Source organism: Comamonas thiooxydans, assembly GCF_002157685.2.
Lineage (GTDB): Bacteria > Pseudomonadota > Gammaproteobacteria > Burkholderiales > Burkholderiaceae_C > Comamonas > Comamonas testosteroni_H.
In genome coordinates this window covers 5,219,047-5,231,846 of sequence record NZ_AP026738.1, presented here as the reverse complement: position 1 = coordinate 5,231,846, position 12,800 = coordinate 5,219,047, and the positions used below count along the sequence as shown (strand labels likewise).

General features: G+C 62.0%; 12 protein-coding genes. 7 read left to right on the top strand and 5 right to left on the bottom strand.

The window, feature by feature from the left end:
* The first annotated feature begins 27 nt into the window (after positions 1–27).
* Both CTR2_RS24350 and CTR2_RS24345 read left to right on the top strand, forming a co-directional pair.
* The gene (locus CTR2_RS24350; RefSeq protein WP_087080322.1) at positions 28–996 is read left to right on the top strand and encodes a PDR/VanB family oxidoreductase; all 969 of its coding nucleotides are present in this window, start codon (positions 28–30) and stop codon (positions 994–996) included.
* Between the two features lie 93 nt (positions 997–1,089).
* Complete coding sequence (locus tag CTR2_RS24345; RefSeq protein ID WP_087080324.1) at positions 1,090–2,031, top strand: 2-hydroxyacid dehydrogenase; 942 nt, start codon at positions 1,090–1,092, stop codon at positions 2,029–2,031.
* A 289-nt stretch (positions 2,032–2,320) separates the two neighbouring features.
* On the opposite strand, the gene CTR2_RS24340 is transcribed toward CTR2_RS24345, so the two are convergent.
* The 3 genes from CTR2_RS24340 to CTR2_RS24330 form a co-directional block, all read right to left on the bottom strand.
* Entirely contained in the window at positions 2,321–3,358 is a 1,038-nt protein-coding gene (locus CTR2_RS24340) for a DctP family TRAP transporter solute-binding subunit (protein WP_063663828.1), read from the bottom strand.
* Between the two features lie 82 nt (positions 3,359–3,440).
* Entirely contained in the window at positions 3,441–4,739 is a 1,299-nt protein-coding gene (locus CTR2_RS24335) for a TRAP transporter large permease (RefSeq protein ID WP_087080326.1), read from the bottom strand.
* The gene (locus CTR2_RS24330) at positions 4,736–5,299 is read right to left on the bottom strand and encodes a TRAP transporter small permease (RefSeq protein WP_087080328.1); all 564 of its coding nucleotides are present in this window, start codon (positions 5,297–5,299) and stop codon (positions 4,736–4,738) included. The genes CTR2_RS24335 and CTR2_RS24330 overlap by 4 nt, the downstream gene beginning before the upstream one ends.
* Positions 5,300–5,724: 425 nt before the next feature.
* Between CTR2_RS24330 and CTR2_RS24325 the strand changes: the two genes are divergently transcribed.
* The 5 genes from CTR2_RS24325 (at position 5,725) to CTR2_RS24305 (ending at position 10,306) form a co-directional block, all read left to right on the top strand.
* A complete protein-coding gene (locus tag CTR2_RS24325) occupies positions 5,725–6,675 on the top strand; it encodes a LysR substrate-binding domain-containing protein (RefSeq protein WP_039050033.1) in 951 nt (316 codons plus the stop codon).
* A gap of 430 nt (positions 6,676–7,105) precedes the next feature.
* Positions 7,106–8,005, top strand: coding sequence for a transporter substrate-binding domain-containing protein (locus CTR2_RS24320; protein WP_003051113.1), 900 nt, complete (start codon positions 7,106–7,108; stop codon positions 8,003–8,005).
* A 113-nt stretch (positions 8,006–8,118) separates the two neighbouring features.
* Complete coding sequence (locus CTR2_RS24315; RefSeq protein WP_003068095.1) at positions 8,119–8,871, top strand: amino acid ABC transporter permease; 753 nt, start codon at positions 8,119–8,121, stop codon at positions 8,869–8,871.
* Position 8,872: 1 nt separating this feature from the next.
* Positions 8,873–9,544: an amino acid ABC transporter permease gene (locus tag CTR2_RS24310; protein ID WP_003068096.1), complete on the top strand. Its 672-nt coding sequence runs from the start codon at positions 8,873–8,875 to the stop codon at positions 9,542–9,544.
* 24 nt (positions 9,545–9,568) lie between these two features.
* Positions 9,569–10,306, top strand: a complete 738-nt coding sequence (locus CTR2_RS24305; RefSeq protein WP_003068099.1) for an amino acid ABC transporter ATP-binding protein — start codon at positions 9,569–9,571, stop codon at positions 10,304–10,306.
* Positions 10,307–10,515: 209 nt separating this feature from the next.
* Here the strand turns inward: CTR2_RS24305 and CTR2_RS24300 are convergent, their stop codons facing one another.
* Both CTR2_RS24300 and CTR2_RS24295 read right to left on the bottom strand, forming a co-directional pair.
* A complete protein-coding gene (locus CTR2_RS24300) occupies positions 10,516–11,511 on the bottom strand; it encodes a Bug family tripartite tricarboxylate transporter substrate binding protein (RefSeq protein WP_087080330.1) in 996 nt (331 codons plus the stop codon).
* A 35-nt stretch (positions 11,512–11,546) separates the two neighbouring features.
* Complete coding sequence (locus tag CTR2_RS24295) at positions 11,547–12,800, bottom strand: alkyl sulfatase dimerization domain-containing protein (protein ID WP_087080332.1); 1,254 nt, start codon at positions 12,798–12,800, stop codon at positions 11,547–11,549.

Below are 12,800 nucleotides of genomic sequence, written 5' to 3'. Positions count from 1 at the left end.
CGCACAAGCAAAAGAGAAGTATCCAAGATGAAGAGTGAAACCACGTTCGAGGTGCGCATTGCGCACAAGCAGGAGCAGGCAGCCGGTATCTGCAGCCTGGAATTGCGGGCACTGGAAGGCAGCAGTCTGGCGCCGTTCAGTGCGGGTGCGCACATCGATGTGCACCTGCCCGGAGGGCTGGTGCGCCAGTACTCGCTGAGCAACGATCCCGCCGAGCTGGATCGCTATGTGATTGCCGTGCTGCGCGAGCCCGCCTCGCGCGGTGGCTCGGCGGCCGTGCACGAGCAGCTGCAGGCCGGCCAGCAGATCACCATCAGCCTGCCGCGCAACCATTTCGAGCTGCATGCGCCGGCCCGCAAGCATTTGCTGCTGGCAGGCGGCATAGGCATCACGCCGATTCTGGCCATGGCGCGCAAGTTGGCGCGTGACGGTGCGGATTTCGCCTTGCACTACTGTGGCCGCTCGCGTGAGCGCATGGCGTTTGCTCAGACCATCGAGGCTGCGCAATGGGCTGCCAGGGCGCAGATCCATGTGGATGACGTGAATGGAAAGTCGTCGCTGGGCTTGAGCGAATTGCTGCAGCAAAGAGAGCCGGGGCAGCATCTGTATGTGTGCGGGCCCAAGGGCTTCATGGACGCCGTGCTCGACACGGCGCGAGCGGCGGGCTGGCCTGCCGAGCAGCTGCACTACGAGTTCTTTGCCGCCGAAGTGGAGCACCGCGACGACGACGAGAGCTTCGAGGTGGAAGTCGCCAGCAGCGGCCAGGTGGTGCGTGTCACGCCGACGCAGACCGTTGTGCAGGCGCTGGAGTCCATCGGCGTCTGCGTCCAGACCTCGTGCGAGCAGGGAGTCTGCGGCACCTGCCTGACGCGGGTCATCTCGGGTCAGCCCGATCACCGCGATATGTATCTGACCGAAGACGAGCAGGCGGCCAACGACCAGTTCCTGCCCTGCTGCTCGCGTGCCAGGTCCGGCCGTCTGGTGCTGGATCTGTGACCAGCGGATCGGGCAGGCTTTGACCATGCGCGGGCAGGGCTGGCGCAGCCTGCTCAAAATAGGCGTTTTCCATGAAAGCGCCGCGTTCCCGCCATGAAGCCTGCCCTGCTAGTTCTGAACCTCCAGGTCCCCGCCCATCTGCAGCAGATGGAGCAGACCTTTGCCGACTTTGATGTGATCTATGCGCCCGAGGCCGATCAGGCCGAGGCCGCCATCGCCGCACACGGCGCGCGCGTGCAATGCGTGTGCACGATTGGCGCGACGGGTCTGTCGGCCGCGCAGATGCAGCGCATGCCCGGGCTTTCGCTGGTCTGCGCCATGGGCGCGGGTTACGAGAACATCGATGTGGCCCATGCCAAGGCGCACGGGATTGCCGTCGGCAACGGCGTGGGCACCAACGACGAATGCGTGGCCGACCACGCCATGGGTCTGCTGATCGCAGCGGTGCGCGGCATTGTCAAGCTGGACAAGGCCACGCGTGCCGGCATCTGGCGCTCGGCCCTGCCGCTGCCCGCCAATGTCTCGGGCAAGCGCCTGGGCATCGTGGGACTGGGCCAGATCGGCGCCAAGATCGCCAGGCGCGCTGCCGCCTTCGACATGCCCGTCGGCTATCACAATCGCAAGCCCCGCGAAGGCGTCGAGCATCAGTACTTCGACGACCTGCTGGCGCTGGCCGCCTGGGCCGATGTGCTGCTGGTGGCCACGCCCGGCGGCGCTGGCACCCGCCATCTGATCAATGCCGAGGTGCTCGAGGCGCTGGGCGAGAAAGGCGTGCTGGTGAATATCGCTCGCGGCTCGGTGGTTGATACCGCAGCGCTGGCCGAAGCCGTGCGTGCAGGCCGTCTGGCCGGTGCCGGGCTGGATGTCTACGAAAGCGAGCCGCTGCCGCCGCAGGAACTGATAGCTCTGGACGCCGTGGTGCTGACGCCCCATGTGGGCGGCTGGTCGCCCGAGGCGGTGCAGAACTCGGTGGACCGCTTCATCGCCAATATGCGCTGCCATCTGGATGGCAAGCCCTTGGTTTCGCCAATCTGAGTGCTATTGAATTGAAAGCTGCTTGCGCTTGATTTTTAGGGATCCCAGATAACTTCTTTATTGAAATCATTTGTTAATAAGCGCTATAAGCTTCGGTATGCATAGCAATAAGAAATCCCCGCGCAGATCGCTCTGGCGGGGATTTTTACTATCTGCGGCGCCATGAAGCTGGCGCGGACCAAGCCAGTGACACCAAGCAAGGGCCGCCCCGCAGCGAGGGTGTCGTCCCCCTCCCGAAGAGAGAGGGGGAAGCCGCGGGGCCGCCTAGGCGTAGCGGCTCAGGGGGAGTTTACTTCTGGCTGGCAGCAATGGCCTTTTCGGCCTTGTCGACCAGCGGTGCGCCGATCTGGCTCTTCCACTTGTCGAACACGGGGCGCGTGGCCTTGACAAAGGCTTCGCGCTCGGCAGCGTTAGGCGTGGTCACGGTCACGCCCAGGCCGGCCAGGTCCTTGAGCAGAGGCTTGTCTGCTTCGACCAGACCCTTGCGAGCGATGGCGATTTCTTCCTTGGCGGCATCCAGCGCGGCTTGCTTGACGATGGCCTGGTCAGCCGGTGTCCAGCTGTTCCAGATGTCCTTGTTCACCACAAAGATCAGCGGATCGTTCATATAGCCCCACATGGTCAGATGCTTCTGGCCCACGGACTGCAGCTTGGCCGCCATATACACGCCGATGGGGTTCTCCTGGCCGTCCACGGCGCCGCTGGCCATGGCGGGCTGGGCATCGGCCCAGCTCATCTGCGTGGGATTGGCGCCCAGGGCTGTGAAGGTGTCCAGGAACAGGGGCGAGCCCACGACACGGATCTTCATGCCCTTGAGGTCGGCAGGTGTCTTGATAGCGTGCTTGGAGTTGGAGATTTCGCGGTAGCCGTTCTCACCCCAGGCCAGAGGCACCACGCCGCCTTTTTCCAGGGTCTTGAAGATTTCCTGGCCCACTTCGCCCTGGGTCACGGCATCCACGGCCTTGAAGTTGGGGAAGAGGAAGGGCATGGAGAACAGGTTCAGCGACTTGACCTGGGGCGACCAGTTGATGGTCGAGCCCACGGCCATGTCGATCACGCCCTGGCGCAGCGCGGAGAACTCACGGGTCTGGTCGCCCTGCACCAGCGAGGTGCCGGGGTAGAGCTTGATGTTGATGCGGCCCTGGGTGCGTTCGCGCACCTTGTCGGCCCACAGCTCGCCACCCTTGCCCCAGGGGAAGGCCGTGCCCAGCACCAGGGACATGCGGTATTCGCTCTTGTACTTGGCCTGGGCCATGGCCATGGGCGATGCAAAGGCCAGAGCGGCGGCTGTCGCCACGGCGGATGCGAGGAAGGTACGAAGTTTCATTTGGTTTGTCTCCCTTTTAGAAACGAAAAAACTGGCAAGCAGGAATGAGCAGTTGCAGCCTTCAGGGCCGCAACTGCTGGAATCAATAGCCCATCTTTGCGGGCAGCCACAGAGCGAGTTGCGGGAAGGCGATGACCAGAATCATCACGGCGAACATGGACAGCAGCATCCACCCCACCCAGCGCACGGTGGATTCCATGCGCACGCCCGCGATGCGGCAGCTGACCATCAGGTTCACGGCCAGTGGCGGCGTGAACTGGCCCAGTGCCACCTTGAGCGTGAGGATCACGCCAAACCAGACGGGATCCCACTGGTAGTGATTCATGATGGGCAGCAGCAGCGGCACAAAGATCAGGAAGATCGAGATGCCGTCCAGGAACATGCCCACAGTGATCAGCAGCAGGATCAGCAGGCCCAGCACGCCGTATTCGCCGAGACCGGAATTCACGATGGCATTGGCCACCGGATCGATCACGCCCAGCGTGGACAGCGAGAAGGCAAAAATACCGGCCAGCGACACCACCAGCAGGATCACGGCCGACAGCTCGCCCGCTTCGCGCAGAATTGGGAAGAGGTCGCGCATGCCGATGGTGCGGTGAATCACCATGCCGACGAACAGCCCGTAGAACACGGCGACCACGGCGGCTTCGGTGGGCGTGAACCAGCCCATGCGCATGCCGCCCAGGATCAGCACCGGAGCCGCCAGGCCCCAGGAGGCCTCGCGCAGGCTTTTCCAGAACGGCGGGCGGGGCATGGAGGCTTCGAGCGCGCCCATCTTGTGCTTGCGCGACATCCACACGGCGGGAATGATGAGCGCAATGCCGGCCAGCACGCCGGGAATCATGCCGGCCGCGAACAGGGCCGGCACCGAAGCGCCGGGCACCAGCACCGAGTAGATGATGAAGGCCACCGAAGGCGGAATCAGGATGTCCGTCGCTGCGGCCGCTCCGACCACGCTGGCGGAGAAGCTCTTGGGATAACCGGCGCGGCTCATGGCGGCAATCATCACGCCGCCCACGGCCGCTGCATTGGCCGGCCCGGAGCCGGAGATGCCGCCTAGGAACATGGCCACGGCAATCGCCACCAGCGGCAGCATGCCGGGGCCGCGGCCCACGATGGCCACGGCAAAGTTCACCAGCCGCAAGGCAACGCCCGAGCGATCGAAGATGGAGCCCACGAGCACGAACATGGGAATGGCCAGCAGCGGATACTTACCCAGCCCGGCATAGAAATTCTGCGGCACGGCCAGCAGACCGAACCACTGTGTATCGGCATTGGCCAGGGCAATCGCGGCCGCACCGGCCAGACCGAGGGCGGCACCTATGGGCACGCCAATGAACATCAGGCCCAGAAAGGCCACGAACAGCAAGGTGGCGATCATGCGATCTCCTTGCTGTGGTCTTTTTCCACGGGCTCGTCAGGGAAGGCGCCGGGCCTGCCCTGGCGGATGAACAGGCCGATGGCGCGCACGGTGATCAGTGCAGAGACCACGGGTAGCCAGATCGAGTACCACCACTGCGGCACGCCGATGCCGGGCGAGGTCTCCTCGAAACGGAAGTCGTCCCAGACCACGCGCACGCTGAGCACGGCAATGATGGCAAACAGCAATGCCACCATCAGAGAGCCGAACCGGGCCAGTGCCTTGCGGCGCTGGACCGAGCCGCTGTCCGAGAAAAACTCGATGCGGATATGCTGGTTGCGGGCCACGGCGGCAGAGCCTGCGACCAGGGCCAGCAAGATCATCAGAAAGACCGAGATTTCCTCGGTCCAGGCGAAGGAGGAGTTGGTGAAGTAGCGCACCAGCACATTGGCAAACGTGATCAGGGCCAGAGCGGCCATGATGATCACGGTCAGCCAGTCTTCAATGCGCAGGGAACGAGGCTCGTCCGGGCGCGCGCCGGTATCGGCTGCACCATCGGTCTCGGGAGGAGTGGAGGACATGAACGCGGAAAGTCAGAAAAACACACAGGAGTCAGGGCAGCTCGCCTGAATGGCGTGATCCGCGCGCACTCGATGAGAATGCCCTTATGTTCACGACTTACGCAAAACGGGTTCAGGCAAGACGATTGCCTCGGGAGGCAGGCCGTTGTTGCATTCTTGTTTGCGTAAGTCCTTATGTTGTTCCTTGACCTTCACGGCGTTGTGCGCCGGGATGGCTTGGAGCGAGTAGACACACCGGATAGATGTGAACAAATATTATCAAGGTATCTATGTCGCAGGGCTTACGTCCGGCGGCAGGCATTACCCTAGGGTCTGGCGACCAAGGCATGGCTCATCGTCGAGTCTGTGTTTTGTCCCGTTTACTAGCCAACAAGGATTACCTCCGTTGCACAGCTTTGGTGCAGGGCAGCGGATAATGAGAGTCTATGGAAACCAAATGGCTTGAAGATTTTGTCAGCCTTGCTGAAACCCGCAGTTTCAGCCGCTCGGCCCAGCTGCGCCACGTTACGCAGCCTGCGTTCTCGCGCCGCATCCAGGCGCTGGAGGCCTGGGCGGGAACCGATCTGGTCGACAGAAGCTCGTATCCGACGCGACTGACGCCAGCAGGCAAGACCATGTACGAGCAGGCGCTGGAGATACTGCAGTCCTTGCAGAGCACCCGCACCATGTTGCGTGCCCACGTCAGTGCGGGCAAGGGCATGGTGGGCTTTGCCGTGCCGCATACCTTGGCGTTCACGTTCTTCCCGAACTGGGTTTCGGCCGTGCACGAGAAGTTCGGCCCCTTCCGCAGCCGTCTGTTCGCACTCAATGTGCATGATGCGGTGATGCGTCTCGTGGAAGGTGGCTGCGATCTGCTGATTGCTTACTACCACTCTTCTCAGCCCTTCCAGCTGGACCCTTCGCGCTATGAGATGGTGAGCCTGGGGCATGAGGTGCTGGCTCCCTACTCCAAGCCGGACGAGAACGGCAACCCCATCTTTGCCCTGCCCGGTCGCCAGGGCCAGCCCTTGCCATACCTTGGCTATGCCGCTGGCGCTTATCTGGGGCGGGTGACGGAGTTGATCCTCAAGGAGGCGGCCGAGGCCGTGCACCTCGAGCGCGTCTATGAAACCGATATGGCCGAAGGCCTCAAGGCCATGGCGCTGGAAGGTCATGGCGTGGCCTTTTTGCCCTATAGCGCGGTACGCGGCGAGCTGGAGTCCGGTCGACTGGTGCGCGCAGTGCCGGAAGGTGTGACCGGTTTTCAGATGGACATGGAAGTGCGGGCCTATCGGGAAAAACCCACGGGCGATGCCCCTCAGGGAGGAGCAGCTGCGCTATGGAACTTCCTCAAGGAGCAGGGCGAGATTGCGGGTGGCGAGGTCAAGGCTGTGTAACCCGACCGAGTGTTGCTTTTCTTCCAAAAGGGCCAGTTGGCCCTTTTTTTGCTTGTGTGAGCAGCTTGCCGTGATTTCAGGTGTTTTACTGGTAAAAACCCTAATGTTATGCATCGGGTTAATACTGAATATGCAAGTTGCGCATAAGGATTTTTGCCATCGGCATTGGCTTGTGAAATCACGAAAGCATTAGAGTTCGCAGCTTGCACAAAAAGAGGTGCTGCTTTGCAACACAAGATTGAGGCGGTAAGTAGGTGGTTGCCTTCCTGAATTACCTACGGGAAAAGTCTTAGAAATGATTGCATTTCAGCCATCTTCATGACTGCACAATGTGTGCAGTACATTTGTTAACGCAACCTGTCCACCCTCACAAAGGGCGATGCGTTAAGGAGTGGCAAGCGTTTTTGGTCCTTACCAATAGGAGATCCGTATGAAGAAGCATTTGTTGGCCATCGCCGTAACCGCACTGGCAACTGGCACCGTGTTTGCCCAGGCCAATGACACCTTGGCCAAGATCAAGTCCACCGGCAGCGTCACTCTGGGCGTGCGTGAATCGTCCGGCCTGGGCTATACGCTGGGCAATGGCAAATATGTAGGCTTCCATACCGAAATGGGCGAGCGCATTCTCAAGGACATCCAGAAGCAACTGGGCCTGACAGCGCTGGAAGTGAAGTACCAGCCCGTGACCTCGCAAAACCGTATTCCTCTGGTGCAGAACGGCACCGTGGACATCGAGTGCGGCTCCACCACCAACAACACGGCTCGTCAGAAGGATGCAGCCTTTGCCTTCACCACCTATGTGGAAGAAGTGCGCATTGCCACTCGTGCCAACTCCGGCATCACCGGCATCAAGGACCTGAACGGCAAGACCATCGTGACCACGACGGGTACGACTTCCGTGCAGACCCTGCGCAAGAACAAGCGCGCTGACGGCCTGACCTTCAAGGAAGTCATGGGCAAGGACCATGCCGACAGCTTCCTGATGCTGGAAACCGGCCGTGCCGATGCCTTCATCATGGACGGCTCCATCCTGGCCGCCAATATTTCCAAGTCCAAGGCTCCCAACGATTACAAGATCGTGGGTGAAGTGCTGTCGGTGGAGCCCATCGCTTGCATGATGCGCAAGGACGATCCCGCCTTCAAGAAGGCTGTGGACGAATCCATCGTGCGTCAGATCAAGGATGGTTCTCTGACCAAGCTGTACGACAAGTGGTTCCTGCAGCCCATTCCTCCCAACAACGTGAAGGTGGGCCTGCCACTGTCGGCAGCGACCAAGGATGCGTGGGCTCACCCCAACGACAAGCCCATGGAAGCTTACGAAGTCAAGTAATCCCGCCTATAGGTGTACCGCCCCTTCTGCCAAGCGGTTAGAAGGGGCTTTTTTGTTGCGAGGGCCGGTGTGAGCGTTTGCCCTCATAAACCAAGAATGAAAGAGGTGCTCGTATGAGTTGGGATTGGCAGGTGTTCTGTCAGGACACCATTACCCAAGAGGTCGGGCAGAGTTGTTTTGGCAAGAACGGTGACATCACCTATCTGGATTGGATGATGTCGGCCTGGGGCTGGACCGTGTCGGTGGCATTGCTGTCGCTGGTCATCGCTCTGGTGTTGGGCGCAGTCATCGGTACCTTGCGTACCTTGCCCGATCGTCCGTGGATAGTGCGCCTGGGCAATGCCTGGGTGGAGTTGTTCCGCAATATTCCGTTGCTGGTCCAGGTGTTCATCTGGTACCACGTGGTTCCGGCCATCTTCCCTGCAATGAAGTCCCTGCCGGGCTTTGTGCTGGTGGTGTTTGCGATCGGTTTCTTCACCTCTGCCCGTATCGCCGAGCAGGTGCGCTCCGGTATTCAGGCATTGCCGCGGGGCCAGCGGTATGCCGGCATGGCAGTGGGGTTCACGACCTTCCAGACCTACCGCTATGTGCTGCTGCCGATGGCGTTTCGCATCATCATTCCGCCGCTGACCAGCGAGGCCATGAACGTGTTCAAGAACTCGTCCGTGGCGTTTGCGGTGTCCGTGGCCGAACTGACCATGTTCGCCATGCAGGCCCAGGAAGAGACCGCCCGTGGCGTTGAAATTTATATGGCTGTGACAGGTCTGTATGTGATTTCTGCCTTCATCATCAACCGCATCATGGCCTTCATCGAGAAGCGTTCTCGTGTTCCCGGCCTGATTGCAGCCAGCGGTGGAGGCCACTGATATGAATCTCAACCTCGACTGGTCGTTTTTCTCGTGGGACCTGTTCAGCAACTTTGTGCTGAAGGGGCTGTATTTCAGCGTGTCCTTGACCGTGATCGCCACGCTGGGCGGCATCTTCTTCGGCACCTTGCTGGCGCTGATGCGCCTGTCGGGCAAGAAGTGGCTGGACCTGCCTGCCACCATCTATGTCAACGGCATGCGCTCCATCCCGCTGGTGATGGTGATTCTGTGGTTCTTCCTGCTGATGCCCATGCTGATCGGCAAGCCCATCGGCGCGGAGACTTCGGCCATCATCACCTTCGTGGCCTTCGAAGCAGCATATTTCTCTGAAATCATGCGTGCCGGCATTCAGTCCATTCCACGTGGACAGGTGTTTGCCGGCCAGGCGCTGGGCATGACCTATGGTCAGAACATGCGTCTGGTGGTGCTGCCCCAGGCCTTCCGCAACATGCTGCCCGTGCTGCTGACCCAGACCATCATCCTGTTTCAGGATACCTCGCTGGTCTATGCGATCGGTGCCTACGACATGCTCAAGGGCTTCGAAATCGCCGGCAAGAACTTCGGCCGACCCATCGAATCCTATCTGGCGGCTGCCGTGACCTATTTTGTGATCTGCTTTGCACTGTCTTGGTTCGTCAAGCGTCTGCACAAGAAGATCGCCATCATCCGTTAAGCCGGCTCCCTTTGAGGAATTGCAATGATTGAACTCAAGAACGTTTCCAAGTGGTACGGCAGCTTTCAGGTGCTGTCCGATTGCTCCACCAATATCAACAAGGGCGAGGTGGTGGTGGTGTGCGGCCCTTCGGGCTCCGGCAAGTCCACGCTGATCAAGACCATCAATGCACTGGAGCCTTTCCAGAAGGGCGAGATCTTTGTGGACGGCACGGCAGTGCACGATCCCAAGACCAATCTGCCCAAGCTGCGCAGCCGCGTGGGCATGGTGTTCCAGCACTTTGAGCTGTTCCCCCATCTGTCGGTGACGGAGAACCTGACCATCGCACAGATGAAGGTGCTGGGCCGCAGTGCTGCCGACGCCAAGACCCGTGGCCTCAAGATGCTGGACCGCGTGGGCCTGACCGCTCACAAGGACAAGTTCCCCGGTCAGCTCTCCGGTGGTCAGCAGCAGCGCGTGGCCATTGCGCGCGCTCTGTCCATGGATCCCATCGTCATGCTGTTCGACGAACCCACTTCGGCATTGGACCCCGAAATGGTGGGCGAAGTGCTGGACGTGATGATGGGCCTGGCCAACGAAGGCATGACCATGATGTGCGTGACCCACGAAATGGGATTTGCGCGCAAGGTGGCCAGCCGTGTGATTTTCATGGACGTGGGCGGCAAGATTCTGGAAGACTGCAGCAAGGAAGAGTTCTTCGGCCATCCCGAAAACCGTCAGCCGCGAACCAAGGAATTCCTCAACAAGATCCTGCAGCACTGATGCTGCTGCCCTATGGGCTCAAGGCGCTCCTAGTGAGCGCCTTTTTTCATGGTCCAGCCATGGGAAGGTTTGAATAAAAGATGAGCTGGCATCGATTGTTAATCAACAAATATTGGCATGAAAGTATTCATATTTGTTTTCTGGTGATCGATGACAGCTCCTATTTTTAACGAGCTTGCCTGCATCAGGCAGGGCCTGGCCGGCGTGCGCTAGTCGAGTTGCACGCCGGTTTCCTTGACCAGCTGGCTCCAGTCGTCCAGGTCCTGGAGCAGGGTCTGGGTGAATTGCTGGGGCGTGGTCAGCGGCAGGTCCGAGAAGTTGAGCTCGCGCATGCGCTGGATCAGGGCCGGGTCGCGCAGCGCGCGCAGAACCTGTTCGTTGAGCCGTGCGACGACGGCCGGCGGGGTCTTGGCCGGCGCGAAGATGCCGTACCACGAGTAGTTCCTGAATGGGTAGCCGGCCTCGGTCATGGAGGGCACCTCGGGCAGGGACGGCAGCCGTCCCGAGCTGCTGTGCGCCAGCGCCTTCACGCGGCCGGCCTTGACCAGCTCCACGGTGGAGGACGTGTCACCGAAGCCCGCATCCACCTGCCCGCCCATGATGTCCTGCACGCAGGGGCTGGAGCCCTTGTAGGGGATGTGAGTCATGGTGATACCGGCCTGCTTCTTCAGGCTTTCCATGGTCAGGTGGCCGCCCGAGCCCAGGCCCCAGGAGCAGTAGTTGAGCGTGCCGGGATGGACCCTGGCATAGCTCACGAATTCCTGCAGCGTGTTGACGGGCAGGTCCTTTCTGACCAGCAGCAGATTGCCGCCGCGCCCGATCTGGGCGATGGGGGCGAAGTCCTTGAGCGGGTCGTAGGGCAGCTTGCGGTAGAGGCTGGGGTTGACCGCCATGGTGGCCGCGTAGGTGAACAGCAGGCGGTAGCCGTCGGCCGGGCCCTTGGCTACGGAATCGACGCCGATGATGCCGTTGGCGCCGGGGCGATTGTCCACCACGAAGGGCTGCTTCATGGCCTTGCCCAGCGCGTCGGCGAACAGCCGGGCAATGGTATCGGTGCCGCCGGCCGCCGCCGTGGGAACGACCAGGGTCACGGGCCGGTTGGGGTAGCCGGCGGTGCCTTGCGCATGGACGGTGCCGGAGGTGGCGGAGGCCAGCGCTGCGGCCAGGGCCAGGCCGCGGCGTAGGTGGTGCGGTTGAGGGTGCATGGATGTCTCCTGGATGGGACTGGCCAGCGGGCGGGCTAGCGGATGCCGAAGCGGCCCTGCGTGCCTTGCTCGATCATGTCGGCGCTGACTTTGTAGAGATTGCGCGATACATAGCTGGCGACCTGGGCCGCGCGCTCGCGCAGCCAGGCGGCCTTGAGGGCGCGCGCCTGGGTGAGTTCGGGCGCATCGCCATGAGCGGTGGCCAGCAGGTCGATGACGTGCAGGGCCAGCTGCCACTGGCCGGCGTCGGCCAGGGCCTGGGCGCTGGCGATGACGGCGGGCTTGTCGGTGATGGCCCGGGCCACGGCGGCGCCCACGGCTTCGGGCGGCTCGGGGTGCAGGGTGGTGGGATTGCGGTCCCACCAGCCGTTTTCCGAGCGGTAGATGTCGCGCACGATGTAGCTGGGGTCGCCATAGGTGGGCTTCATCCAGGGCACGCCGAACAGCTCCTCGGGGTAGTGCATCCGGGCCAGTACCTGCTGCTCGCCCAGTCCCTGGTTCATGAGGCTGACCACTTCGGCGCGCAGCCAGCGCAGCGCGCGGGCCGTGTGGGTGAGCACCTTCTGCACTTCGGCCTCGCCCTCGATCACGGGGCCGAATTCGCGCACGGCGATGCGCGGATTGAGTGCGGCCAGGGCTTCGAGCGTGCCGGCCCAGCGCACGGTGTCGCGCAGCGTGCGAAACGGCGTGCCAATGTTGGGAATGGAGTCCAGCAGTGCCGCGCCGCCGTAGATCACGCGCCGCGCGGGGCTCCACAGGGCGATGGCGTCGTCGGTCTCGGACGGTGCCCACAGCAGTTCGATGCGCTGCTCGCCGCTGCCTATGACCAGGCGCTGGTCAAAGGTTTCGGTGGGCTCGTGCATGGCCAGCCGGCGCTCGAAGAAGCCGGGCGAGCGGTTGAACTGCACTTCGGCCATGCGGTGCTGCAGGGCCTGGGTCTCGCGGTAGCGTGTGTGGCGGCGCGGCACGTTGCGGTGGGCGATGAGGCGGGGCGCTGGCTCGCCGCGCTGGCGCGCATGCTCCAGCCACTGGGGCACGCCGGCGTTGTAGCCGATGTGGCCGTGGCTGTAGCACAGCGCATGCACGGGCGCGTCGCTGAGCGCGCGCAGGCTGTCGATCATGCCCTGGGTGACGGAGCCGCCGGGGCCGGCGTCCACGACCACCAGGCCGGCGTCCGTCTCGGCCACGAAGGACTGGCCCTGGCCGCGCAGTATGTGCAGGCCCGGGGCCACGGTTTCGCTGCCCGTGCCCACGAGCAGGAAGGGCTTGTCGTCATCTTTGCTGTCCAT